Origin of the sequence: Collinsella provencensis, from assembly GCF_900199705.1 — a bacterium.
Taxonomy (GTDB): domain Bacteria; phylum Actinomycetota; class Coriobacteriia; order Coriobacteriales; family Coriobacteriaceae; genus Collinsella; species Collinsella provencensis.
Genome location: NZ_LT904908.1, coordinates 66,067 through 90,762, shown reverse-complemented (window position 1 = coordinate 90,762; position 24,696 = coordinate 66,067). Strand labels below are relative to the sequence as shown.

The following is a 24,696-nucleotide window of genomic DNA, read 5'->3' as shown; positions in this document are numbered from 1 at the left end:
CGGCAACACGTTATCTGGAAAGGACCGACATGAACAACTTCACCTTCTGCTCCCCCACCAAATTGATCTTTGGCAAAGGCGTCATCGACCACGTTGGAGAAGAGCTCGCCCACGCCGGCTACAAGCGCGCACTCATCGTATACGGACAGGGATCGGTGGTTCGTACCGGCACGCTCGATCGCGTGAAGGCATCGCTCGAACATGCTGGCGTGGAATACCGCGAGCTCGGCGGCGTGCGCCCCAATCCGGAGATCGGCTTGGTGCGTGAGGGCGCCGAGATCGTCCGCCGTGAGAGCATCGACATAGTGTTGCCTGTAGGCGGCGGGTCGGCGATGGACTGCGCGAAGGGCATTGCTCTGGCAGCGCCCTATGAGGGCGATGCGTGGGACTTCTGGCGCAAGCGCGCAAAACCCGAGCGTCATGTGCCTGTGGCCACAGTGGTGCCCACCCCCGCCTCGGGTTCCGAGGCATCGAACTCTTGCGTGATAAGCAATGATGCGGAAAATCTCAAGTGCGGCTGCACCACAGAATTCAATCGCCCCGTCATCTCGTTCCTCGATCCCGAACTCACCTTCACGCTGCCCCCTTACCAAACCGCCGCGGGCGTGACGGATATGATGGCGCACATCATGGAACGCTTCTTCTCGGGAGAGCCCTCCGTGGGCGTCACCGACAATATCGCCTGCGGGCTTATTCGCGCCGCGATCGACGCCGCAAACATCGTGATGGACGAGCCGGAAAACTATGACGCACGTGCCGAGCTCATGTGGGTGGGAACGCTCGCCCATAACGGTCTTGCCGGCTGTGGCTTGGGTGTCCCGGGGCAGCGCGATGGCGACTGGAGCTGCCACGGACTCGAGCACGAGCTCTCCGCCCTCGACACTACCATCACCCATGGAGCAGGCCTTGCCGTTATATTCCCGGCTTGGATGCGCTACGTATGGAAGAGACATCCCGAGCGCTTCCTTGCATTCGGCAAGCAGGTGTTCGGCATTGAGCCGATCGACCCCGAAGTCGATGATCTGTCTGACATCGACGAGGAAATCACGCCGGAACGCGCGGAGCACGATGCCGTTGAGGCGACCATTGACGCACTGCAAGATTTCTTCGCATCCATCGGCATGCCCACCACCCTCACTGAGCTGGGTGTTCATGCGGAAGACATCGATCAGCTGCTCAAGGGACTTCGCATCAATCGCGGAGAGCTCTTTGGATCGTTCCAGAAACTCACGTTGGATGATGCCCGTGCCATTTACGAAAGCGCGCTGTAAACTTCTAACGCCCCGATAAACCGGGGTAAAACGACGGTCAACGATAATAGCCCCGACGAGCCCATCGCTTATCGGGGCGATTGCCTTCAGTACATCGTCGCATGAATGAAATGAGCGTCTATGCCAGCAACCCGACCTGCTCCTTGAGCGCGAGAATGCGGGCAAGCGACTCATCAAGTCGCTCCGAGGATATGTCTCCCAGCTGAACTGCAGACAACACGCCGTTATAGGCTTCCTCAAGGTTCTCGGGCATGAGCAGCATGTCGCCACCAGCTTGGAAGTAGCGCACCGCCGCGTCGGCAGGTGTGTAATTCTCGGTAATGGCTCCCATGGCAAACGAATCGGAAACGATTACACCGCCAAACCCAAGCTGGTCGCGCAGCACATCGGTCATCATGGTCTTCGAAAGCGAGGCAGGCAGGCCATCGGCCGCAAAGTTCGGTGTCTCGATATGCCCAACCATGACGAGTGGGCAGCCAGCCTCAATGCCGCTGATAAAAGGAAGGAACTCGCATGCCTCGATGTCGGCGCGGGAACGCTCGGCATATACGGCGCCTGTATGCGAATCTCCCGCCGTATCGCCATGGCCGGGAAAATGCTTGATGCAAGGCAACACGCCCGCATCGAGCATGGCGTCAACCTCGGCTGCGACCATATCGGCAACGAGCTGCGGGTCGCTTCCGAACGAACGCGGACCGATCACCGTGTTATAGGGATTGGTGAGCACGTCGGCATCGGGTGCAAAATCGACGTTGAATCCAATCTCGTGAAGATATGAGCCGATGGAAGACCCCACATACGCCGCGTGCGTCACATCTCCCGAAGCTCCGATGTCGGCCATATTCGAGAAATGTTCGACGTCAAAATACCCGCTGTTCGCCACGCGGGCCACGAGCGGACCACCCTCCTCGTCGATAGTCAAGAACGGAGCGATACCGGCGCCTGCGACACAGCCCATCTCGCGCGTATTCGCAAGCATGTCGCGTAGCTGCTGATTTCCCGTAATGTTCCGTCCAAAGTAGCACAGGCCACCCACGGGATAGGTCTCAAGCGCAGCACGGGTCATGTCTCCAGCAGCCGTTGCCACGCTCACGCCCGTCAGCGATTCAGGCGTTACGATGAACAGCTGGGCGACCTTTTGTTCCATCGTCATTTCCGACAGTTTTTTCTCGGCGAACGTTGGCTCGGGCTTATTATCCTGCGCATCGGATAGTTCGGATGAACCAAGTTGCAGACCAGGTTCAGAACCTTCGTGATTGCAGCCTGAAAGCAAAGTTGCTGCAGCGCATCCAGTGGCTGCGAGAATTCCTCGACGTGAAACGTTTTGATCAGCCATGACGACCTCCCGCACCCTTTTCCCTCCTCATAAAGTGGCATATCAAATCGATAAACGCAAGATTTTGAGAGAAGAAATGCGAGGGTACCATCACAAAAAAGCGTCCGCGCATCGACGGACGCTTGTTACATGGGCCAACTTGAAACGATATGCATGGCTGTCATACGCTCGCGCATGGCAGCGATACGGACGGCATGTGGGAAGACGCGTATGATTGAAAACACGCTAGGCGATATGTCCCAAGAAGTCCTTGGTTCGATCCGACTTCGGGTGATCGAAAACCTCCTCGGGCGTGCCCTCCTCCACGATGACGCCACCGTCCATAAAGATCACGCGGTCGGCGACATCGCGCGCAAAACCCATCTCGTGCGTCACCACGATCATGGTCATACCCTCGCGCGCCAAATCACGCATGACGCCCAGCACGTCGCGGACAAGTTCGGGATCGAGTGCCGACGTTGCCTCGTCAAACAACATGACATGCGGGTTCATGGCGAGCGCACGGGCGATTGCCACGCGCTGCTGCTGTCCGCCCGAAAGCTGCGAGGGCATGAAGTCGACACGTTCAGCGAGACCCACCTTGCCGAGTTCCTCGATCGCAATACGCTCCGCTTCCTCGGCTGAACGCTTGAGCACCTTTTGCTGGGCGATCATCACGTTCTTCTTAGCGGACAAATGCGGGAACAGATTGAATTGCTGGAACACCATGCCGAGCGTCGAACGGACCTTATTGATATCGACGCCCTTCTTGGTGATGTCAACGCCCTCGACCACGATTTCACCTGAGGTAGGAGTCTCAAGAAGATTCACGCACCGCAGCATCGTGGATTTGCCGGATCCCGAAGGACCGAGCACCACGACGACCTCACCGCGATGGACATCGAGATTGATGTCACGTAGCACGACGTTATCGCCAAAGCTTTTTTGCAGTCCGCGAATCTGTACAACGACCTCGTTCGTTTGACCCTCCGGGGCACACGGCTCTGCCGTCGAAACATGTGTCATATCACTCATGAGACTCGCTCCTTACAGATTGGCGATGTGATCGGGCGGCGTCGGAACCACGGTCCCCGCGCTCTTTGCGGGCTTCTTCTCAACCTTGCCGGCATTTGTTCCCGCAGTGGAACGCGTGAGCCGCTCTTCGAGAGCGCTGACCACGCGCGCCAGGGGAAGCGTAACCACCAGGTAGAACAGGGCGGCGACCACATACGGGGTAATGGATCCCGTGGTAGCGACAATCGTCTTGGCGTACATCACGATTTCCATCACGCCGACCGCGGCGAGAAGCGACGTGTCCTTATACAGCAAGATGAATTCGCTGGTAAGCGTAGGGATCACGTTGCGGAAGGTCTGCGGGATGATAATCGAGACCATGGTCTGCGTGGCAGTCATACCGAGCGAGCGCGCCGCTTCGGACTGGCCTTTGGGAATGGACTGGATGCCCGCGCGGAAAATCTCGCAGAGATACGCCGAGGAATTCATGCCCATCACAATGACGCCCAAAACGTAGTTATCGATGTTCACACCTGCAAGCGGCAAGCCGAAAAACGCGATGTAAATCTGCAAAAACGCCGGTGTGCCGCGGATGAGGTTCACATAGATGCTCGCAAGGGTACGCAGGATGCGCGACTTGGACACACGCATGAGCGCAAACATGAAACCGAAGGGAATGGCGAGCGGAAACGCCGCCAGCACGATGGCGAGCGACATGAGGAAGCCTGTAAAGATAATGGGCAGGCTGCTCACCACGAGAACCGGGTTGAAAAACAGGCGCAGGAAGGTGTTCGAATTCCACGACGCAACCCAAGGCTGCTCTTCCAAGTAGGATTTGAACTGGTCAAACGGGGTTACCGACGTGATATGAACCGCTGGGATGCCCGCCACCTCGTGTTCGCTGCCGTCGGCAAGGACATAGGTTCCCTCGCACTGCATATCGCCGCCCTCGGACGGGAACACCACGCCGTACACCTCAAGGCGGAAGAACCGCCCCGCTGGCGCCGTTTCAGGGAATGCAAGATGCAGGGTATCGCCATCCTCTTCAATGGCAGGCTCGATGAACTCGCGCTCCATGAGGTCTTCGCCGAACAACATGGTAAGACGCAGATTCTCCGTCGAATACGTCGCCCCCTGGGGGACGGTGAGCGAGAGTCCTGAGAGTGCCTCGTCTTCATCTGCCTGAACTTCCCAGGTAATGCGTGTCTCGACGCCACCGAGAACGTCGCTTCCCGTGTCGCCGTTGGGGCGGCACGTGAGCTTCTCGACCTCAAGCGCCTGAGCCGAAGCAGGTGCCATGCTCATGGCAGCGCAAGCGACACAGCAGGCGACAAACACACGAAGCAACACGTTGCATGCGTGCGCCCATGTTCCGCAGAGACCACTGGCCTCCTGTGTTTTCCCGTTTCCCATGACATTACCTTTCATCAAGCAGCCGTTTTCATGTACGGCGGCAACTAACCTTCGTGGTGCAACTTCGAAGGCAAATAAATGCCCTCCCCGCTTCCTGCGAGGAGGGCGATTGAACCCGAAGCTTAGACGCCGTACTTGGCCTTAAGCTCGTCGATCGTCCCGTCCTCGGTGAGCTCGGCAATGGCCTCGTTCAGGGCCTTCGTGAGCGCAGGGTTATCCTTGCTGACTGCGATGGCATATTCCTCGCCCGTCGACACGGACTTTATGATCTGCTCGTTGTCGAAGGAGCTCTCAACCAGCTGGAGAGCGACGGAGCGGTTGGTCACCAGCGCCACAACCTGGTTGGACTGGACGGCGGCAAAGCAGTCGGTGGCGTTCTTGAAGGGGACCAGCTCAGCCTCGGGGAAGTTCTCCTTGGCATATGCCTCGGCAGTGGAACCGGACTGAACGGCGATCTTCACGCCCTCGACGTTCAGGGCCTCCGTGTAATTGTCGCCCGTGATGTCGGCGTTGTCCTTCATGGTTACGATGGCCTGGTCGTCCATGTAGTAGGGATCCGTAAAGTCGATCTCCTTCTCGCGCTCGGGCGTGACGGAAATCGCGGCGACGCCGATGTCGAACTTGGTGGCAGAGGCAACACCCGCGCAGATGCCATCGAAGTCCATGTTCACAATCTCGAGGTCGAGACCGAGCTTATCGGCGAGAATGCCAGCCAACTCAAGGTCGAAGCCCTTGTACTCGCCGTCCTCCATGTACTCGAACGGCTCGTACTCCGCCGACGTGCCGATTGTGAGCTTGCCCTCGCTCACAAGGGAATAACCCTCAGCGGTAGTATCCCCAGCCGGGGCGGAACCTGCGTTACCGGCAGCTCCACAACCGGAAAGCGCCATTACCCCTACCATCGCCACAGAAGCGGCGAGTGCTCCAAACTTCTTCATGGTCTTATCCTTTCTTACAAAGTATCGAATAGAAGCGGCAATTGCTTGAGGGGGCAGTATACACGCATTTGCATCAAGAGAATAAAAAATGCAGAAAGTTTCATTTCTGTTTCAATTTCATCTAAAGGAATGCATGAATCTGTTTCCTTGATGCAATTTTATTCACCGATACCAAGCTTTTCTTTGATCGTTTTTACAAAAGAACGGCCCATACTTGGTAGACATATACAAAGGCCCGACTCCACATTGGAATCGGGCCTTGTTCGATAGCGCGATGAGCACGAGCAATGCGCTCGATACCGCGCTGTATGTTTGATTGGGCGAAATGGCACCGGCAGGTTTATGCCGGTTCGTCATTCACTCCATCTTCGGACACATCTGCAGGCGGCTGGTCTGCCGGGGATGGCTGCGTCGCGCGATAACCGGAAATCGCCGTTACGGTACGCACCGATGCGGGCTCTTCGTCCTCGCCCGTTTTCTTCGCATAGCTGAGCGTGATGGAATCCCCCGTACGATAGCGCACGATATCCAACAAGCCGGGCAACGCCACGTCGTAAATCGCATTATCGCCTTCAAGCGTGAGATAGAAGTGCGAATTTCCGTCAATCACAGCCTGCGCCATACTCGCGATGGTTCCCGTCACCTCGACCTCGGAACCCACCTGCTCCACTTCCTCTTCAGAAAGGGCACCGGAAGACGCAAGCAGCTGCAGATAGTTTTCCTGGCAAGCGGCGACCGTCGCACCCGTTGCCACACTTTGATAATGCTCGACATTGATCATCGCGTACATCTTCACGAGGCCAGCATTGTCTTTAAGCGCCATGAAATATGTAGGCTGACCTGCGATATTGAGCAACAACGGATACGTTGCCTCATATTTGAGGTTCTGAACCTGTCCCTCGGCGGACGCCATCGCGGAATCCTCGGTGGCACCGGCAACCGGATAGAAATGAGACTCGCCCGTTCGCTGGTTCACCAAAATGAATCCGATGTTGGAGCTGTCCGCCGTTACCGAACTCACTCCCGTATACATATAGACGTCATCGCCTTGCGCAACATAGTTGTAGCCCAAGTTGCCGTCGGTGCCGCGCGTGGTGTGCACCACGCCCTGCTGGCCGAGCCACGAGTTGAGCCAGCCGTTCTTGTAAGCGCCACTCCAGTTATATTGCTCCACGATCAGATCGCTCGGATACGCGCGGTCCACCCATGCGGGGCAATCCTCGATGGCGTAGTCGGCGGTCTCACCTGTGCAGGCGTTTACCAGTACGACGCGCTGGATTGTCGTGCCCTCGAACAAACCGATGGTACGCCGCTGCACCGGGAAAACCCACCACGGCGTCCCGTCCTCATCGAGCTCGAAGCTCTTCTGGTCGAACATATAGGTGGGGTATTTGAGCTGCGCATAGCGATCGATATTGCGGGCGAGCGGTTCGCTCTCGGAGTAAAGAATCGGCTGCTCCAGGCGCACGACCTCGGACTCCTGCGTAACCATGTCGACCAGCACGTAGGCGGGAATGCCGCGAGAACGGTTACTCAGCCATTTGAACAAGTCGGCATACGTAAGCGGGCTCACGCGCACGGGTCGTCCGCGGTAGTTGATTTGGCTATATGCATCGGAAATCTCGAACTGACTCACGTACTCAGGGATGGAACCCATGGCACGCGAACCGAGCAGCTGTGCCGACGCGCGGTCAATCACGGGAACATCGGCGTAATCGACCTCTTCGATATCCTCGGAGAAGTCGCCTTCGGTCGTCTTGAGCACCGTGGCGTAGCGCTCGGCGTTACCGGGAATGAACGAGGCGCCCATGAGCACGCCCACAAAAAACAACACGATGACAGCAGCGGGAAGCGCCACCAAACGATTGAGCAAGGTTTCGTGGTGTGCAGAGCGAGTCGCGGCGATCTTGAGGCCGACGATCGCCACGATAGCGGCAGTGTTAATCCAGTTCCACACCTGCGGACTCTGCAGGTTGAGCGCGGGGTGGAACCACCAATAGCTCACCGCAGCGGCAATGAGAAGAACAACGACAAGTATGATGAGCGCGCGCCGACTCCATTGAGCGAGCCGTTGCATAAAAGCTGGAGTCGCGCGCCTTGCATGGCGGCCACGTGGGCGCTTAGTGCGCTTTTGCTTTCCATTCTTGCCGGAATGCGCGGTTTTTCCCTCGTTCGCAGCATCAGAGGTGGATGATGCCGACCCATCCGCATCCGATGCGGCGTCTTCGACCTCAACCTCGACGTCGATGGGTTCGTCGTCTGCCCCGCTCGGGATTTCAACGCCCGCCCGACGCAGCATTTCCAAAATCTCATCATGGTTCATGGAACAACTCAATTCATCCGTTCCCGTGCAATGTGGGGATATCGTACCCCATCGCGGCACCCGCTTTCATTACAACCCTCTTGCAACCATTACGGCTTCCTTACAAACATGGGCTTTTATGTGAAAGCTTGACCTGGAGCGCAGTCCAAGGGATAACGTTGTGCGCGCAACGAAAGGCCTCCGCGCGAATAAGCGCGACCACATACTCCAAGGAGCACCCATGTCGCAACGCAACGTATCTAAACTCGAGAAGCCCGCCATCAAGCGCACGCTGAGGCGTTTTTGGGAAGTCACCCGCATGAAACCCGGTGCGGCGTTTCTCGCCGTTTTCACGTCCGTGGCTTATGTGGCGCTCCTCACGTTCGTGAACACCTGGCTGATGGGCCTCATCGTGGATCGAGTACAAGCATCTCCCGTCGCAGCCGAACAGGTATGGGAGGTTTTCGGCCCGTACATTTTGGCACTGCTCGTCGTGAACCTTGTGGGTCAAATCTGTTCCAAACTGCAGGATTACGCTGTCTACAAGCTGCAGATAAACGGCAACTACCACCTTGCCCGCCTGTGCTTTGACACACTTTCCAACCAATCCATGACCTTCCACACCAGCCGTTTTGGCGGAGCGCTCGTAAGCCAGACGAGCAAGTTCATGAGCGGCTACACGCAGATGGTCGATGTCGTGGTGTATTCGCTCATCCCCACCATCGCCTCCACCGTCTGCACGTTTGTCGCCTTGACTCCTGCCGTCCCCGCATACGCGGTGGTGCTCGCCGTGATGCTCGTGGTGTACGTGATAGTGGCAACCCGCCTGTATCAGCGTATCTTGCCGCTTTCTGCCGCAACGGCCAAAGCGCAAAACCATCTTTCGGGCGTGCTCTCCGATGCTGTGACCAACATCCTCGCCGTCAAGACGTGCGGACGCGAGGACTTTGAGAAGCAGCTCTTCGACGAGGCGGACCTTGCCGCCATGCAGGCGGAATCCCGCAGTATGCGCGCCACTATGCAGCGCGGTTTTACCACGAGCGGCATCATTACCGTCATCATGCTGGTCGTATCCATTTTCGTGGCAGGCGGCAACGCATGGTTCGGCATTTCGAGCGGCATGCTCGTCATGATGTTCACCTACACCTACCAGCTCTCCATGCGATTCAATTACATCAACTCCATGATGCAGCGCATGAACCGCGCTATCGGCGACGCAAGCGAGATGGCGCGCATTCTCGACGAACCGCGTCTGGTTGAGGATGCCCCGGGTGCACCCGCGTTAACGGTACGCGAAGGTGCAATCGACTTCGAGGGACTTGGCTTCGCGTACAGCGATGCGGCTGAGGGCGACCATGTGTTTACCGACCTCAACCTGCATATTCCCGCTGGTCAACGCGTTGGTTTGGTGGGTCGCTCGGGCAGCGGCAAGACGACCCTCACCAAGTTGCTGCTCCGTCTTTCCGATATCCAGGACGGACACATTTACGTGGATGGTCAGGACATCTCCACCTGCACGCAGCAAAGTCTGCGTCGTCAGATTGCCTACGTGCCCCAAGAAGCGCTCCTGTTCCATCGCAGCATTCGCGAGAACATCGCCTACGGACGACCCGATGCAAGTGACGAGGAGATTCGTCGTGCTGCCGAGCTCGCCAATGCGCTTGAGTTCATCGATCGCCTCCCCGCAGGGCTCGATACGCTGGTCGGCGAGCGCGGTGTCAAGCTCTCGGGCGGCCAGCGTCAGCGCGTGGCAATTGCGCGCGCCATCCTCGCCGACGCGCCCATTCTCGTGCTGGACGAGGCGACCTCGGCGCTTGACTCCGAATCCGAGGCATTGGTGCAGGGCGCACTCGAAAACCTCATGCATGGACGCACGTCCATCGTAGTGGCGCACCGCCTCTCCACCGTTGCCGCACTCGACCGCATCGTAGTGCTCCGAGACGGCGATATCGTCGAAGATGGCACCCATGCGGAGCTTTCCGCATCCGATGGCGAGTACGCCGCTTTGTGGAATCGTCAGACCGGCGCGTTCCTAGAGACGGAATAACTCGCCAGGGATCCCGAATCCATTTCATCGTCTGCTCGGGCAGTCCTGCTCGCACGAAGCGTCCACTGGACGCTTCGGCTCGTGCGGAACTCGCATTCGACGAAATGGGTTCGGTCCCTTGCGGGCTATCACCGACGATGATTCATTTTCTACACCTACTCCGCCAAACTGCGCAGATACGTGATTTCGTGAGCGTAGCCGGAGAGGTCATCCTGCGGTGTTTCCAAAATGAACGGCAGGTCATGCAGGGCAGGATGCGTCACCAGTGCACGCAGCACAGCTTCACCGCCGCCGAGCTCTTCGTCACCCAGATACCCCTCGCCGATGCGTGCGTGGCGATCCTTGTGTGCACCACACGGGTTCTTGGAATCGTTGAGGTGCACGGCCTTCAAGCGTTCAAGCCCCACCACGCGGTCGAACTCCGCCAACACGCCGTCCAAATCATGCACGATGTCGTAACCGCCGTCGTGAATGTGACACGTGTCAAGGCAAACACCGAGCATCTCCGACCTTGCAAGTTCCGGTCGGCGCATCGCAACCGCCTCGATAATCCGCGCAAGCTCCTCAAAGCTCCGCCCGATCTCGGTACCCTTGCCCGCCATCGTCTCAAGCAGCACGCACGTGCGCTGCCCCTCAAACATCACATAGCACAGCGTCTCTGCAATCAGGACGATCCCCACATCGGCACCCTGCCCCACATGTGCCCCGGGATGAAAGTTGTAATACTGCCCTGGCAATGCCTCCATGCGCTTGAGGTCTTCCGCCATCGCCTCGAGGGCAAACTCGCGGGCACGTTCCTTGGATGAGCAGGCGTTATACGTATAGGGCGCATGAGCAACCAGACGCCCAAACGAATGCTCGTCCAATATGCGCTGAAGTCCCGCGACATCATCCAAGTCGAGCTCCTTGGCGTTGCCGCCGCGCGGATTGCGCGTAAAGAAGGCAAACGTGTTCGCCCCGATGGATAACGCAGCTTTGCCCATAGCGGTGAAACCTTTTGAAGTGGAAAGATGGCAACCGATTGTCAACACAGTGTTTCCCCTACCCTACTCATCGAGCACGCGCACGCCCAGCAAGCCCGCCAACTCAATCGCCTGCTCGGGCGCAACGATGATTCCGCGCAACTCATGGTAATCGCCCGACAACACCGGTGCCTGGAATATCGAGGTTGAGAAATCGATGCCCGCGAGCTTCGTGCCAAACACGTCCAAACGAGTAAGGTCGCATTCGTCAAAGCTCACGCGCTTGAGCTTGGCGCGCTGCAGTGCCGTCTCTCGAAGCCGACAGGAATGCAGCCTGAGCTGATCGACCGAAACTTCTGAGAAATTCGCATAGGAAAAATCCGTATCGCACGCGAAAACCCCCGCAAGACGCGCTTGAAGCAAGCTCAACCCAGGAGCAGAGCACCCCACGAAGTCCACGCGGTTGAGCCAGCCCTTATCCATGGCGCAATTGATGAATCGGCAGTTCTCAAACCTTACGTCGCGGAAGGTGCTGTCACGAAAATCAACGTGGTCGAACTCGCATGAGCGAAATGTCATTCCTTCGCAGGTCGCCGCATGGGTGCACTCGTACGCAAGCTCCATGTCCTCTACCAGCGCATGGGCAACGTACGCATCCTCATCCTCGAACACATCAAGCAGCTCATCGCTGCCCAGTTTCTGCGCAGGCGCACCGGCAACCTCTGCAAATCCCTGAAAGCGCTTGCTCAGCACCACACGTCTCCTCATCGCATGCAACCGGCACCTTCATCCAAACAAACCAACGAAAGCACCGGACCGATACCCTGCCAACCATCATACCCAAACGGCTTGCACCACCGTGTGCCCCGCGCGGTGTACACGAATTCCCCCACTGCCCTACCACTCGCATGCCTTACTATGAAATACGTATTCGATTCGAGGGGAGCATATCAACTCGTGAAAGTCATCGTCCACACCGACGGCGCATCGCGCGGTAATCCCGGGCACGGAGGCTACGGCGCCGTACTGTCCTACACCGCCCCCTCGGGCAAAGAACATACGCTCGAACTCTCGCGCGGCTATGAGCGCACCACGAACAACCGCATGGAGCTGCTGGGAGTCATCGCTGCGCTTGAGGCGCTCAACCGCCCGTGCGATGTTGAGATTCACTCCGACTCGCAATATGTTTGCAACGCCTTCAATCAGCATTGGGTTGAGGGGTGGATCAAACGCGGATGGAAAACCGCCGACAAAAAACCGGTGAAGAACGTCGATCTGTGGAAACGCCTACTTGCAGCCAAGGAGCCCCATCACGTGAGCTTTCATTGGGTGAAGGGGCATGCCGGACACGAACTCAATGAACGGTGTGACGAACTTGCCACCGTCGCCGCCGATCACGGACCCCATCACATCGACACCGGATTCACGGAGGCCTAGACGCAAGGCGAACAACGTCTCAAAATAGTAGTGTCAACTATGAAAAGTACCCAGCCAGTTCGTCCACCCTTGTTGGGCCCTTGAAAAGCACGCATTCCGTCAAGCTCCATCCATCCCAGTCCTCATCCGTACGCGAGCGAGTAGAAGGAGAAACCATGATCCGCATCGCAACCATTGGCACCAACACCATCACCTCCGTATTCATCGATGCAATCTCCCAAACTCCCGGTGCGACATTCATCGGCGCCTGTTCGCGTGACGCTGAGCGCGCGGCGAAGTTCACGGCAGAGCACGGCGGCGCCTATTCGTTCGCCTCTGTTGAGGAAATGGCCTCCCATCCCGAAGTCGACGCCGTATACGTGGCAAGCCCCAACGCCCTCCATCACGACCATGCTCTTACCTGCATCGCCGGCGGCAAGCATGTCTTCGTCGAGAAATCCTTCTGCGCCAACCAGCGCGAAGCCCGTGAGGTGTTCGGCGCCGCCGACGCAGCGGGCGTCGTTGCATTCGACGGCATGCGCCCACTTCACGACCCGGCGTTCTACGCAATACGCGATACCCTCCCCCAGCTGGGAACTATCCGCCGCGCCACCATTCGCTTCGGCAAATACTCAACCCGTTACGAGGATATTCTCGCCGGGCGTCACTCGAACGTCTTTGATTGCAATTTGGCCACCGGTTCGCTCATGGACATCGGAATCTATAGCGTCGAACCTCTCATCGCCCTATTCGGTGCTCCCACTTCGGTCAAGGCGGCAGGTGCCCTGCTCGATGAGTCCCTCTATGACCTCACGAATGGTCCCATCGACTGCGCAGGCATCATCTTGGCAACCTACCCCAACATGGTAGCCAGCACGCATCATGCCAAGAACGTCAACGACCTCGCCGAAAGCCAAATCGAAGGAGAACTCGGCACGCTCACGATCGACGCCATCGCAAATCCCGAACACGTGCGCCTCGATATGCGCGTCCAGAATCCATCGCTCGGTTCCCTTGGCTATTCGGTCGCTCAAACCGTCACGAGCGAACTTGAGCTCCCCGCCCAGCCCGCCAATCTCATGTTGCACGAAGTCGAGGACTTCACCGCTGCATGCGAGGCAGTCGCCGCCGGTACCAAGCCGGCTGAAGCTCCCGCTGGCCCCTTCGGAACCGTGGGAAGCTTCCGCGCCGTTACGCTCGCATCGCTTGCTGTCATGGATGAAGCACGCCGTCAGATGGGCGTGACTTTCCCTGCAGACAAACAGTAGCGTCAACGAGCTCGCCGGACTCCGCTGTACAAAAGCTCTATCTGCCTGCCCAAACGCATCGAAAAAATCCCACCCCGTGAAAATGGGGTGGGATTATCTATCCCGTTTCAACCGCAGAACCTACACCAGCCCAAAGTGCCGGCAGGCATTCCAAATGCCATCGTCATCAACATCGGTGGTGACATACGTCGCCTGAGACTTAACGTTATCCCACGCATTGCCCATGGCAACGCTCGTACCCACCTCCGCAAACATCGACAGATCGTTTTCACCATCGCCAAAGGCGATCGCCTCCTCGGGCGCAACGCCAAAGCGCTCGAGCGCGGCGCGCACGCCCAAATGTTTGCCGCCACCATGGGGTACCACGTCGCAAAACAACTCGGTCCAACGAGTCACGTCGACGTTTTTCGTTTTGTCGAGGAACAAGCGGTCGTCTTCCGCATCGCAAAACACATTGAGCTGGAAAACTGGTGCGGTGAAGGCATCTTCTAAATCACCGGGAACGTATGTGACGCCGACTTTTTGAGAAACTTGGCGGATGCGCGGGGTAAGCTTGCTAAAAAATGTACGGTCGCGCTGCATCACCGACATCTCATAAAGTCCTTCGTAGCAACCGTCCACAATGGCGCGAACATCTGCCTCGTCAATGCTCGCTTCCCGAAAAACCCCATGCTCGTCGTAGCAAAGCTGACCGTTAAACGTCACATAGCAATCGAAACCCTCGCGTATCTCCTCGGGAATCTCGTGTGGGGAACGACCCGTCGAGATGACGATCTTGATACCGCGCTCGCGCATCGACTCGATGGCGCGCCAGGTGCTCTGCGGAACGCGATGGGTTTTGAACTCCAGAAGCGTTCCATCGACATCGAAAAAGGCTACTTTATACATGGTTGCGATTACCCCTCAGTTCCACGCGGCGGGCGTTGTTCCGTATAGCGTTGCGCCGTCTAGCTATCTTAAAAATCCGCCGCCGCTTCGCTCTCCATCCATTCCTGTTGGAACTCGGCATAACGACCCTCGATAATCGCTTGACGTGCGCGACGCATGAGATCAAGCAAGAAATAGATGTTGTGCTGTGACAGCAAGATGCCGCCAAGCATCTCTTTTTGGGAAACCATGTGACGGATGAGCGCTCGGCTGTATCCACCCGTACACACCGGACAGGTGCACTTCTCGTCGATAGGGCGGGGATCCTTGGCGTACTTCGCATTCTTGAGGTTCATGCGGCCCGTGCTCGAAAAAGCCGTGCCCATGCGGCCCGTGCGCGTGGGCAACACGCAGTCGAACATGTCGATGCCGATACCCACACCGCGCACCAGCGTGGTCGGATTGCCCACGCCCATGAGATAGCGCGGCTTAAGACGCGGCATGTGCTCGCTGACCAGCGGAGTAAGCGTTTCGAACATGACCTCGTGCGGCTCTCCCACCGAATAGCCGCCAATGCCGTAACCGGGAAAATCGCCGGCTTCTTCCAGATGCTTGAGCGAGCGCAGGCGCAGGTCCAAATGCATGCCGCCCTGCACAATGCCGAACAGCGCCTGGTCATCGCGCGTGTGGGCCTGATAGCACTGCTCCGCCCACATGCTGGAAAGTTCCACCGCGCGCTCCACGAACTTTCGCGTAGCGGGATAACCAGGACACTGATCGAGCTGCATGCAGATGTCGGATCCGAGCTTCATGGCAATTTCCATGTTGTCTTTCGGGGTCCAGAACACATGCGAACCGTCGTAGTCCGTCGCGATAAAACGCACGCCCTCGTCCGTGAGCTTGACCGCGTCGCTATGCGAGAACACCTGAAAACCACCGGAATCGGTGAGAATGGGACCATGCCAGTTCATGAACGTGTGCAAGCCACCCAGCTCCGCAATGGTGTCCGCACCGGGGCGCATGGCCAGATGATACGTGTTGGCGAGTACAATCTGCGCGCCGAGTCCCTTTACCGTCTCGGTGGGAATGCCTTTCACATTGGCCTTGGTGCCCACAGGCATGAAGATCGGGGTCTCGATATCGCCGTGCGGCGTGTGGAGCACGCCTGCGCGCGCATGGGTTTTGGAATCCTCGGCAACGATTTCATATTTGAACAGGGACTGATCCATGTAGCTCCTACCTTAAAACAATCAAAACAATTACCAGGACAATTACCAGCACGATACCCGCCACAAACACCATAAAACGTATGCGGGAATTGCGCGTGCGCTCGCGAACAGCATGCTCCGTGGCAGCCAGTTCCTCAATCTCGCTTTCGCGTTCAAGGCGTTCGGCGCGATCGGCTTCAAGCGCGCGGGCAAGCGCTTTAGTCGCCTCGGGATGCGCGTGGATATCGTTCGCCTCATCGATGAGAGCCTGAGAAGCGTCGATGATCTCCTGCTGCTCCGTTGCTACACGCTGTTGCTCCTTCGACGCCTTTTCAAGCGTTGAGATCACGCGGCGTTGCTCCTTTTGCCGCGCTTCCGCCTCGTCTTTAGCGGTCCCGTACGCATCGCGCGCTTCATCAGCCGCTGCAGCGACGGCCTCGAAGGATGCCTTGGCGGAGGCAATGGGGCGCTCCGCCTCTCCCACGGCCACCACGGCGGCATCAACCGCCGCCTGGGTCTCATATTGAACGCGCGGCAAATCCTCCTGAGCCAGTCGCAACGCATCGGCGGCATCGGCGATTTCCCCATCGAGCTGAGCAGAGCGAACCGAATACTCCGCGGGATTGACAGAAGGGGTACGCTGCAGGTCGGCGAACTCGTTATTGAGCGTATCGAGTAGCGCCGCAGCGCTTTCAATTGCCTTTTGAGCAGCAACGACACCTTCTTCGCGTTCCTGCTTCGCGCGTTCGAGATTGTGCTTGGCATCATCTACGCGCCGTTGCAACCTGCGACCCGATTCTCGCGCAGACTTCTCCTTGTCCTCCGCCGCTTCGAGCGCGGACTTCAAGCGGCGCTCCGTCGTGGCATCGACATCGCGCATGTCATCGAGCTTTTTCTTTGCTTGGGAAATCTCGCCCGCCAGCTCCTCGATACGCTGCTCGGCTGCACGCTTCGCAGCTGACGCATCCTGCAAGCGGGAGCTTTCGCTGGAGACGATGCTTTCGTAGCGAGTCTCCACATCACGACGATGTTCGAGCTCGCACTCGCGCTCTGAAATGGTGTATTCCAAACGGCCGAGTTCATCGCGTGCCTCTGCGTGGGCACGACGCGCGGCGCTCATCTCCTTTACACTCGCCACGCCCTCGGCAAAGAAGTTACCTGCAAGCTCATTCGATTTTTGCTCGGGGACAGCAGGCTCATCTTCCTGGGTAAAGGCTTGGGTATCGGGCCTGTCTTCCTTCTCTCTCGATTCGGATGACGCCACTGGCACTTCGCCCCTGGCTGCCCGCTCCAAAAAAGCCGGCATAGTCGAGGCTGTCCTATCGTTGTTCAAGTCGTTGACCAAGCCATCAAGCTCGTCGTTGTTCTTCCCGATCTCGTTCATGTGATCCCCTCATATCGGCAGGATGCCGCATGTTCATTTTCTGTCTATCATCATATCGTCTCGGTAGGACAACGAATCGCCTGACGCATCTATTACCGCAAAAGGAAATCAAAGTTGCACGTGTCCGCAAATGATTAGCCTTCATTGACATATTGGCGAATCGATTATGGACAAAGCAAACGGCTATTCGAGAAAATGCAAATACGGGGTAGAATATCCGTTGTTTGTGGCGTGCAAAAGGAATGCACGCGCGCGGCGAACGTATTCGCCGCATCGACCGAGAGGGGACCCATATGGGACTTTTCACTGGTAAGACTGTTATCGTAACGGGTGGCGGCAAGGCCACGCTCAAGGACGGCTCCGCCGGCTCCATCGGTTACGGCATCGACATCGCCTTCGCCAAGGAGGGCGCCAACCTCGTTATCACCGGTCGCAATGTTGCCAAGCTCGAGGCTGCCAAGGAGTCCCTCGAGGCTGAGTACGGCATTGAGGTCCTCCCTGTTAAGGCCGACGTTTCCGCTGGCCAGGATAACGAAGCTGTCGTGCAGCACGTCATCGACGAGGCTATCGCCAAGTTCGGTCGCATCGATGCGCTCGTGAACAACGCCCAGGCTTCCGCCTCCGGCGTCACCATCGCCGACCACACCATGGAGCAGTTCGACCTCGCTCTGTACTCCGGCCTGTATGCCACCTTCCTGTATATGCAGAAGTGCTACCCGCACCTCAAGGAGACCAAGGGCTCCGTCGTGAACTTCGCCTCCGGCGCCGGTCTGTTCGGCAACTATGGTCAGTGCTCCTACGCTGCCGCCAAGGAAGGCATCCGCGGCCTGACCCGCGTTGCCGCCAACGAGTGGGGCAAGGACGGCGTGAACGTCAACATCGTGTGCCCGCTCGCCTGGACCGCTCAGCTCGAGAACTTCCAGATGGCATATCCCGAGGCCTTCGAGGCCAACGTTCATATGCCGCCGGCGGGTCACTACGGTGACGTCGAGACCGAGATCGGCCGCGTGGTCGTTCAGCTCTGCGGTCCCGACTTCAAGTACATGAACGGCGAGACCGTCACTCTCGAGGGCGGCATGGGCCAGCGTCCGTAAGGATTTCCATCGCTCGCATCGCGTGATATACGCACAAAGCCCGTCTGGTTTTTCGCCAGGCGGGCTTTTTGTGCAACGTGCCGCATCTGCACAAAAAAGCGGCAGCACCACTACGATGCCGCCGCTCGTTCTATGCTCTGTACGGTGGAACCACGCCCTTCCGCAATCGCCGGAACACGCCATGCAATTGCTTTGGGTCCATCGATGCGTATCCTCACCGGTCGTTATCCGGTACATCGCCGGGAACACGCGATCACACTCGCGTTCTACCTCAAAAACTCGACCTCGGTTTCGCAGGCAACGGACCCAAAGGCTGCTATATCATCCATCACCACGGGCCCACCTCCTTATCCGGTCGCGGTAACGTTGCGACGCTTGTATTTCTTACTCTGTGTATGCCCCAAAGCGCATACATCTATACCTGATATCCAAAAAAATTTGAAATAAATGGAGAAAGATGAAAGGCCTCTCCTATTCGATGAACATGGCATCACCGAAAGAGAAGAAGCGATAACGCTGCTCAACCGCTTCGGTATAGGCTTCGATGATCTGATCGCGCGTGGCAAGCGCGCTCACGAGCATCATGAGGGTCGAACGCGGCACGTGGAAATTGGTGATGAGCGCATCGACCACATGGAACGTCGATCCCGGCATGAGGTAGAGGTTGGTGGTCGCGTCCTCACGCACCACGATGTCACCCGCGCCCGTCGTGTCGGCGCTATCTGCACGGCCCTCGAATCCGCGCGCCGTCACAGGTGGAACGCTCGCGGCAACCGAGGCGTCCCACGCGCTTTCGAGCGAGCGCACCGCCGTAGTGCCCACCGCGATCACACGATGGCCCGCGGCCTTGGTGGCGTGCACCGCCTCCACAACCGAAGCGGGAACGTGGTAGCGCTCGGTGTGCATGACATGCTCGGTGGGATCGTCCTCCTCAACCAGGCGGAACGTGTCGATACCCACCTCAAGCTCAACGGTGGCCCAACCGCAGCCCTTGTCTTTGATACGCTGAATGAGCTCGGGCGTGAAGTGCAGACCTGCCGTCGGAGCCGCAGCGGAGCGTTCCTCACTCACGGCATACACGGTTTGGTATTTCTCGGGATCGCCCTCGTAGCTCGTGATATACGGCGGCAACGGCACATGGCCCGCGGCATGAATCGCCTCGTCGAGCGAACGGGGCTTGCCCGTCTCGTTCTCCCCCACCGGCTCAAAGCGCACCAAACGCCCGCCCTTGGAATCGTCCACAAAATCGAGAATCTCCGCCGTGAGCACCACAGGAGAATCCTCAGGTGCCAGCATGCCGCCGGCACGATATTCCACACGGTTGCCCGGCTTGAGGCGCTTGCCTGGATTGACCAGGCACTCCCACACGTGTCCGAGCGGATCGACATCCTCGCGACGACGCAGTAGCAGCGTTTCAGCGACGCCGCCCGTCGGCTTGCGGCCGATCAGGCGCGCCGGCATCACGCGCGTTTGATTGGCGACAAGCAGGTCGCCCGGCTCAAGATAGTCGATGATGTCGTAGAAGTGCTTGTGCTCAACAGCGCCCCCGCTTGCCAGGGCGACCGCGCCCGCACCGCATTCACTCGCCGGTGCATCGCGATGAAGCACGAGCAGACGACACGAGTCACGTGGCTCGGCGGGCGCCTGGGCAATGAGTTCGTTGGGAAGATTGTAATCGAAATCGTCGGTGCGCATAACGGCGCCTTTCATGAGTTGCTCAATACCAGCAGCTCATGATAACGCAGCCTGACCCTCGCTACGCTCAGCCTTACTGCGCTCCTTCTCAGCTTTACGTTCATCGCGCAGACGAGCGCGATCCATCGCTGCCTCGGCGGCGGAAAACCTGCAGCCGCAATACTTTTGCCGATACATCCCAAGCTCACGCGAATGACGCGTTGCCTCGGGATACCACGGGCGAAAATCGCGAATCACCGGAATGAGGCCATGAGCTGCGGCCAGCGCTTCAAGCACTTCGTTGCAGGTATCGAACAGCTGATACGGGGAAACGGCCAACGTGGTGGCGATATGCGTGAAGCCCTCCTCTTGAGCGACGCGACACGCCTCGGCAAGGCGCATGCCGTAACATGCGCGACATCTCCGCTCGCGGTCAGCCCCCAGCGGGGCGACAGCACGATCCCAACGCGCGCGATCGTCCCCCGCCTCGATGAGGCGAATCCCCCGTTTGCGCGTCCACACGCGCAGCTCGTGCAAACGGCGATCATGCTCAGCAAGGGGTTGGATGTTGGGATTAGACCAGCAAATCGTGGGCTCAAACCCTTCTTCCATCAACAAACGCACCGGTTCGAGCGAACAGGGGGCGCAACAGGCATGTAAAAGCAGACGCGTCATGAGGATTTGCCTCCATCGACAACGGAAAAGCCCGCGCGTTTCTTCGACGCCTCGTCTTGCCCGACGGATGCATCGGAAGCAGGGGCGAAGTCGCTCGTGGAAGAGGAAATGGAATCAGAAACGCCCATGGAAGTGGGAGCTGAGGCGCTTACAGAAACAGGCTTGTCGTTTCGTGTGGCAGAAGACCCGCCTTGAACGACCCGCGCCCTTTCTTGAGCAATGGGGGCATCGCTGTAAAACTCAACGCCCCATTCGGTGTCGCGACAGTGCGTGATGCGCCCATCCCGACGAATCGCTCGAACATACTCCCAGTCTCCCGTACAACCCGAAAGGTGCGCGACCGCGACCAAAAGCGTCCACAAAGGCCAAGTAAAACCGAATCCAATAGCAAATACCAGCGCCGTTACCACAACCGTGGGGGCAAGCGCGATAACCTCGTACTGTGCACGGGAATACACGATATCCGTGGCGCTCGCATAAATCATGCCCGTCTTCATATTGGCGCCAAACGAGATGTGGGCGCCCGGAGGAGCGAACTGTTTAAAGAAAAACGCATGAACCAGCTCGTGCAAAGCAAGGGTGGCGACAATCGCCAGCGCCAGAGAGATCCACCACACCCAACTGGGGCTTGCCTCGCCTTCAACGCCCATGAGTGCCAGACCCAAGGTTCCCAAAACATCTCCCAGTTCAAACGGCACAAGCGGGGCATTTCGGAATTCGCGCAAGGCAGTTATGGCACATGCCCACATAACACCCGCGACGATGCCCAGCTCAAACACCAGCGCAGAATCGCGCTTGATGGCATGCAGGAACGCCTGGTCTTCAAAAACGTGTATGTCACCGATTTTCCTCATGCGACTAAGTGTAGCGTCCCGTGCGGACAGCTGTGCGATAATGTGAGATTGCATCGGGCAACGGCCCGTGTGCATACGCATGCAATCGCCGAGCGGTCCGTCTCGCATCGGCGTCATTCGTCCCTATTCCGTTTTGAAGGAGACTCTATGGCAACCACGCCCAACCGAGCAGATCGCCCCGCCTGGCCCAAGCGCGCCGTCGTTACCGCGGGCATGCCCTACGGCAATAAGGGCCTGCATTTTGGCCATGTGGGCGGCGTTTTTATCCCGGCAGACTTCTATGCGCGCTTCCTGCGCGACCGTCTGGGTCGCGAGAACGTGATCTTCGTCTCCGGCACCGACTGCTACGGTTCCCCCATCATGGAGGGATACCGCAAGCGCCACGAAAACGGCGGTTACGCCAAGCACATCTCCGATTACGTGCAGGAGAATCACGACAGCCAGGCAACCGACCTCGCGAGCTTCGGTGTCTCGTGCGACATCTACGCCGGCAGCGCAATCGAGCCGTCGGTCCACGTGCATGAGCGTACGACAAGCGAGATCCTGCACCGCCTGCAGGAACGCGGCGTGCTCACCAAGATGTCCACCAAGCAGTTCTACGACGCATCGGCGCAACAGTTCCTCAACGGTCGCCAGGTCATCGGCCGCTGCCCCATCCAGGGCTGCAAGTCTGAGAAGGCTTACGCCGATGAATGTGACCTCGGCCATCAATTCGAGCCCGAGGAGCTCATCGCACCCAAAAGCCAGCTCACCGGCGAGACGCCCGAACTCGTTCCGGTCGACAACCTGTACTTTGACCTGCCCGCCTACCTCGACTATCTCAAGGAGTACACCGCCGAGCTCGAAGCCGATCCCACCGTGCGCTCCGTGGTGTCGAAAACCATGGAGGAGTGGCTCAACCCCGCCCAGCTCTACATCCAAAACAAATTCCGCGAGGCATTCGACGCGATCGAGGGCGAACTGCCCGAGCATACCGTTGAAGAGCCGGAGGGCAACAAGAGCTCGTTTACGGTGACCTTTCCCAGCTGGAAAGAGCGCGACGAGGCCCATGAGGTGCTCAATCGCGGCGGCGTGCGCTTCCGTTCCGGCAAGGCGCTCGTGCCGTTCCGCATCACCGGAAACGTCGAGTGGGGCGTGCCCGTTCCCAACGACTGCGGCTGCACCGACCTCACCTGCTGGGTGTGGCCGGAAAGCCTGTGGGCGCCTATCAGCTTCACGCGCACCGTGCTCGCGCGCGATGCGAAGAAACTTGGAAACGCAGGTGCCTCTGAGGGTGTTCCCACCTCCGCGATCGAGGACGCCGCTGCATCGGGCGAACCCGCAAGCGACATCATCCCCGAGCCCAGCTATACGCATTCCAGCCTAGACTGGCGCGACTGGTGGTGCTCCGAGGACGCCAAGGCGTACCAGTTCATCGGCCAGGACAACATCTATTTCTACTGCATCGCCCAAACGGCGCTCTGGGAGGCTCTAAATTGGGGCATGCGGCAAAGCACGGTTGCGGCCAACTACCACATCCTATACATGGGCAAAAAGGCCAGCTCCAGCTCGCAGACCCCCCCGCCGCTGGCATCCGAGCTTCTCGACCACTACACCCCCGAACAGCTGCGCGCCCACTGGCTCTCGCTCGGTTTGGGCGAAAAACCGGTGAGCTTCTCTCCCAAGGCGTTTGACCTGCGTGAAACGGGCAAGAACCCCGACGGTTCCGCGCTGCTCGCTCGCGATGACAAGCGCGTCATCGACCCGGCGCTCAAAGAGGGCGCCATGCTCACCGGCGTGTTCAACCGTCTCGCACGCTCGTGCTTCTACGGTATCGCACCCAAGGACGGCGACACCGCGCCCTATCGTACGGGCTGCATTCCCGCAGGTACGCCTTCTGCCGAGGTCGTCGGGGAGGCGGAAAAGGCAATCCTGTCGTTTGAGCAGGCTATGTACACCTTTGAGCTGCATCATGCGCTCGCCGTATGCGACGAATTCCTGCGCGCTGCCAACAAGCGTTGGAGCGATGCGTCCAAGGCGGCCAAAAATGCTGAGGACGACGCGGCGATGACGCAGGCGCTGGTGGATGCATTCCACGCTCTGCGCGTGGGCGCTGTGCTCATGCACGGCATCGTTCCCGCAGGCTGCGAACAGATTTGCGAGCATTTCAACGTGGCCCCGGAGGTGTTCTTCAACTGGTCACACATCTTCGATACGTGTGACGAGCTGGTCGAGAGCCTGGGCGAGAAGCCCGGCGAGCACGCGGTCAAGCCGCTGCCCCCGCGCTTCGACTTCTTCGCCAAGCATCCGTCGCAGTTTTAGCGCCTGCAGTAAACGCGGATTTGGAATAACCCAAAAATTCGCTGAATGCAACATCGGCGCCGATCCGTATTGATTGTCCAAGCAACCGTGCTATCTCCCAAGAGTTGTGTAGTGCGGTTGCTTACGTTTCTAGCTAGCTCCAAGGAGATACTATGTCCCTCGTGATGCGAAAAACGACAAAAGATGACGTTCTAACTGCTGAACTCGTGCTCCGTGACGGCAAGGCCGCACTCCATGCCCTCAACGTGCCTCAGTGGCAAGGCGAATATCCCAATCGCATCGACGTCGCTGAGGACATCGAGCACGGCGTGGGCTATGTGGCGGAAAGCGAGACCGGAGCCGTCGTGGGTACGCTCGCGCTGACGTTTGGCGGCGACACTACCTACGACGCCCTTGATGGCGAATGGCTCACCGATTCCACTTCCGTTGATGCGCGCTACGCGGTTATCCACCGCTGCGCCGTGAGCGCGAGCGCAGCTCACCAGGGAGTCATGACGTTCATGTTCTCGGAATGCGAGCGTCTAGCGCGCGAACATGGTTGCGAGAGCATGCGTATCGACACACATCGGAACAACCTCCCCATGCAGGGCCTCATTGCCAAGCGCGGTTACACGCACTGCGGCGCCATCACGCTGCCCTACCCTGGCGAGATTGACCCCGAGCGCCTGGTATTCGAGAAGGTGCTGTAGCTCC

20 protein-coding genes are annotated in these 24,696 nt (G+C 58.5%); 7 read left to right on the top strand and 13 right to left on the bottom strand.

The window, feature by feature from the left end; genetic code table 11:
• The first annotated feature begins 29 nt into the window (after positions 1–29).
• On the top strand, positions 30–1,271 hold the full coding sequence (locus tag C1711_RS00400) for an iron-containing alcohol dehydrogenase (RefSeq protein WP_102337294.1): 1,242 nt from the start codon (positions 30–32) through the stop codon (positions 1,269–1,271).
• A 118-nt stretch (positions 1,272–1,389) separates the two neighbouring features.
• On the opposite strand, the gene C1711_RS00395 is transcribed toward C1711_RS00400, so the two are convergent.
• From C1711_RS00395 to C1711_RS00375, 5 genes are all read right to left on the bottom strand, one after another.
• Positions 1,390–2,418: a glycoside hydrolase family 3 protein gene (locus C1711_RS00395; protein WP_234346130.1), complete on the bottom strand. Its 1,029-nt coding sequence runs from the start codon at positions 2,416–2,418 to the stop codon at positions 1,390–1,392.
• Between the two features lie 414 nt (positions 2,419–2,832).
• Positions 2,833–3,612, bottom strand: a complete 780-nt coding sequence (locus C1711_RS00390) for an amino acid ABC transporter ATP-binding protein (RefSeq protein ID WP_102338488.1) — start codon at positions 3,610–3,612, stop codon at positions 2,833–2,835.
• A 21-nt stretch (positions 3,613–3,633) separates the two neighbouring features.
• Positions 3,634–5,013 carry an amino acid ABC transporter permease gene (locus C1711_RS00385; RefSeq protein ID WP_102337292.1) on the bottom strand — a complete coding sequence of 460 codons (1,380 nt, stop codon included), beginning with the start codon at positions 5,011–5,013 and terminating at the stop codon, positions 3,634–3,636.
• Between the two features lie 122 nt (positions 5,014–5,135).
• Entirely contained in the window at positions 5,136–5,951 is an 816-nt protein-coding gene (locus C1711_RS00380) for an ABC transporter substrate-binding protein (RefSeq protein WP_102337291.1), read from the bottom strand.
• A gap of 340 nt (positions 5,952–6,291) precedes the next feature.
• Positions 6,292–8,274, bottom strand: coding sequence for a Tat pathway signal sequence (locus C1711_RS00375; protein ID WP_102337290.1), 1,983 nt, complete (start codon positions 8,272–8,274; stop codon positions 6,292–6,294).
• Positions 8,275–8,494: 220 nt separating this feature from the next.
• Between C1711_RS00375 and C1711_RS00370 the strand changes: the two genes are divergently transcribed.
• On the top strand, positions 8,495–10,300 hold the full coding sequence (locus tag C1711_RS00370) for an ABC transporter ATP-binding protein (protein ID WP_102337289.1): 1,806 nt from the start codon (positions 8,495–8,497) through the stop codon (positions 10,298–10,300).
• Positions 10,301–10,455: 155 nt separating this feature from the next.
• On the opposite strand, the gene C1711_RS00365 is transcribed toward C1711_RS00370, so the two are convergent.
• Both C1711_RS00365 and C1711_RS00360 read right to left on the bottom strand, forming a co-directional pair.
• Positions 10,456–11,331, bottom strand: a complete 876-nt coding sequence (locus C1711_RS00365; RefSeq protein ID WP_102337288.1) for a deoxyribonuclease IV — start codon at positions 11,329–11,331, stop codon at positions 10,456–10,458.
• 15 nt (positions 11,332–11,346) lie between these two features.
• On the bottom strand, positions 11,347–12,018 hold the full coding sequence (locus C1711_RS00360) for a pentapeptide repeat-containing protein (RefSeq protein WP_234346127.1): 672 nt from the start codon (positions 12,016–12,018) through the stop codon (positions 11,347–11,349).
• 162 nt (positions 12,019–12,180) lie between these two features.
• Here C1711_RS00360 and rnhA point away from each other — a divergent pair, with 162 nt between their 5' ends.
• Both rnhA and C1711_RS00350 read left to right on the top strand, forming a co-directional pair.
• Complete coding sequence (gene rnhA, locus C1711_RS00355) at positions 12,181–12,699, top strand: ribonuclease HI (protein ID WP_102337287.1); 519 nt, start codon at positions 12,181–12,183, stop codon at positions 12,697–12,699.
• Positions 12,700–12,854: 155 nt separating this feature from the next.
• Complete coding sequence (locus C1711_RS00350; protein WP_102337286.1) at positions 12,855–13,946, top strand: Gfo/Idh/MocA family protein; 1,092 nt, start codon at positions 12,855–12,857, stop codon at positions 13,944–13,946.
• 120 nt (positions 13,947–14,066) lie between these two features.
• Here C1711_RS00350 and C1711_RS00345 read toward each other — a convergent pair whose 3' ends face one another.
• From C1711_RS00345 to C1711_RS00335, 3 genes are all read right to left on the bottom strand, one after another.
• Complete coding sequence (locus tag C1711_RS00345) at positions 14,067–14,834, bottom strand: Cof-type HAD-IIB family hydrolase (protein WP_102337285.1); 768 nt, start codon at positions 14,832–14,834, stop codon at positions 14,067–14,069.
• A 68-nt stretch (positions 14,835–14,902) separates the two neighbouring features.
• Positions 14,903–16,042 (bottom strand): tRNA guanosine(34) transglycosylase Tgt, encoded by a 1,140-nt coding sequence (gene tgt / locus C1711_RS00340; protein ID WP_102337284.1) that lies wholly within the window; start codon positions 16,040–16,042, stop codon positions 14,903–14,905.
• A gap of 7 nt (positions 16,043–16,049) precedes the next feature.
• Positions 16,050–17,405 (bottom strand): coiled-coil domain-containing protein, encoded by a 1,356-nt coding sequence (locus C1711_RS00335; protein ID WP_102337283.1) that lies wholly within the window; start codon positions 17,403–17,405, stop codon positions 16,050–16,052.
• 293 nt (positions 17,406–17,698) lie between these two features.
• Between C1711_RS00335 and C1711_RS00330 the strand changes: the two genes are divergently transcribed.
• A complete protein-coding gene (locus C1711_RS00330; protein ID WP_102337282.1) occupies positions 17,699–18,499 on the top strand; it encodes an SDR family NAD(P)-dependent oxidoreductase in 801 nt (266 codons plus the stop codon).
• A 471-nt stretch (positions 18,500–18,970) separates the two neighbouring features.
• Here the strand turns inward: C1711_RS00330 and queA are convergent, their stop codons facing one another.
• From queA to C1711_RS00315, 3 genes are read right to left on the bottom strand one after another with little or no spacing between them, the layout of a single operon-like run.
• A complete protein-coding gene (queA, locus tag C1711_RS00325) occupies positions 18,971–20,194 on the bottom strand; it encodes a tRNA preQ1(34) S-adenosylmethionine ribosyltransferase-isomerase QueA (RefSeq protein WP_102338486.1) in 1,224 nt (407 codons plus the stop codon).
• Positions 20,195–20,230: 36 nt separating this feature from the next.
• Positions 20,231–20,848 (bottom strand): epoxyqueuosine reductase QueH, encoded by a 618-nt coding sequence (locus tag C1711_RS00320; RefSeq protein WP_102337281.1) that lies wholly within the window; start codon positions 20,846–20,848, stop codon positions 20,231–20,233.
• The gene (locus C1711_RS00315) at positions 20,845–21,702 is read right to left on the bottom strand and encodes a DUF3267 domain-containing protein (protein WP_234346125.1); all 858 of its coding nucleotides are present in this window, start codon (positions 21,700–21,702) and stop codon (positions 20,845–20,847) included. The genes C1711_RS00320 and C1711_RS00315 overlap by 4 nt, the downstream gene beginning before the upstream one ends.
• Before the next feature lie 147 nt (positions 21,703–21,849).
• Between C1711_RS00315 and C1711_RS00310 the strand changes: the two genes are divergently transcribed.
• Positions 21,850–24,003 (top strand): methionine--tRNA ligase, encoded by a 2,154-nt coding sequence (locus tag C1711_RS00310; RefSeq protein ID WP_102337279.1) that lies wholly within the window; start codon positions 21,850–21,852, stop codon positions 24,001–24,003.
• A 152-nt stretch (positions 24,004–24,155) separates the two neighbouring features.
• On the top strand, positions 24,156–24,692 hold the full coding sequence (locus C1711_RS00305; protein ID WP_102337278.1) for a GNAT family N-acetyltransferase: 537 nt from the start codon (positions 24,156–24,158) through the stop codon (positions 24,690–24,692).
• The last annotated feature ends 4 nt before the right edge of the window (positions 24,693–24,696 follow it).

Excerpts from the sequence above, each read along its gene's own strand:
- queA (WP_102338486.1), bottom strand. The coding sequence starts at position 20,194 with ATGCGCACCGACGATTTCGATTACAATCTTCCCAACGAACTCATTGCC.
- C1711_RS00320 (WP_102337281.1), bottom strand. The coding sequence starts at position 20,848 with ATGACGCGTCTGCTTTTACATGCCTGTTGCGCCCCCTGTTCGCTCGAA.
- C1711_RS00400 (WP_102337294.1), top strand. The coding sequence starts at position 30 with ATGAACAACTTCACCTTCTGCTCCCCCACCAAATTGATCTTTGGCAAA.
- C1711_RS00375 (WP_102337290.1), bottom strand. The coding sequence starts at position 8,274 with ATGAACCATGATGAGATTTTGGAAATGCTGCGTCGGGCGGGCGTTGAA.
- C1711_RS00385 (WP_102337292.1), bottom strand. The coding sequence starts at position 5,013 with ATGGGAAACGGGAAAACACAGGAGGCCAGTGGTCTCTGCGGAACATGG.
- tgt (WP_102337284.1), bottom strand. The coding sequence starts at position 16,042 with ATGGATCAGTCCCTGTTCAAATATGAAATCGTTGCCGAGGATTCCAAA.
- C1711_RS00395 (WP_234346130.1), bottom strand. The coding sequence starts at position 2,418 with ATGGAACAAAAGGTCGCCCAGCTGTTCATCGTAACGCCTGAATCGCTG.
- C1711_RS00335 (WP_102337283.1), bottom strand. The coding sequence starts at position 17,405 with ATGAACGAGATCGGGAAGAACAACGACGAGCTTGATGGCTTGGTCAAC.
- C1711_RS00315 (WP_234346125.1), bottom strand. The coding sequence starts at position 21,702 with ATGAGGAAAATCGGTGACATACACGTTTTTGAAGACCAGGCGTTCCTG.
- C1711_RS00390 (WP_102338488.1), bottom strand. The coding sequence starts at position 3,612 with ATGACACATGTTTCGACGGCAGAGCCGTGTGCCCCGGAGGGTCAAACG.
- C1711_RS00350 (WP_102337286.1), top strand. The coding sequence starts at position 12,855 with ATGATCCGCATCGCAACCATTGGCACCAACACCATCACCTCCGTATTC.
- C1711_RS00380 (WP_102337291.1), bottom strand. The coding sequence starts at position 5,951 with ATGAAGAAGTTTGGAGCACTCGCCGCTTCTGTGGCGATGGTAGGGGTA.
- C1711_RS00345 (WP_102337285.1), bottom strand. The coding sequence starts at position 14,834 with ATGTATAAAGTAGCCTTTTTCGATGTCGATGGAACGCTTCTGGAGTTC.
- C1711_RS00330 (WP_102337282.1), top strand. The coding sequence starts at position 17,699 with ATGGGACTTTTCACTGGTAAGACTGTTATCGTAACGGGTGGCGGCAAG.
- rnhA (WP_102337287.1), top strand. The coding sequence starts at position 12,181 with ATGAAATACGTATTCGATTCGAGGGGAGCATATCAACTCGTGAAAGTC.
- C1711_RS00370 (WP_102337289.1), top strand. The coding sequence starts at position 8,495 with ATGTCGCAACGCAACGTATCTAAACTCGAGAAGCCCGCCATCAAGCGC.
- C1711_RS00305 (WP_102337278.1), top strand. The coding sequence starts at position 24,156 with ATGTCCCTCGTGATGCGAAAAACGACAAAAGATGACGTTCTAACTGCT.
- C1711_RS00310 (WP_102337279.1), top strand. The coding sequence starts at position 21,850 with ATGGCAACCACGCCCAACCGAGCAGATCGCCCCGCCTGGCCCAAGCGC.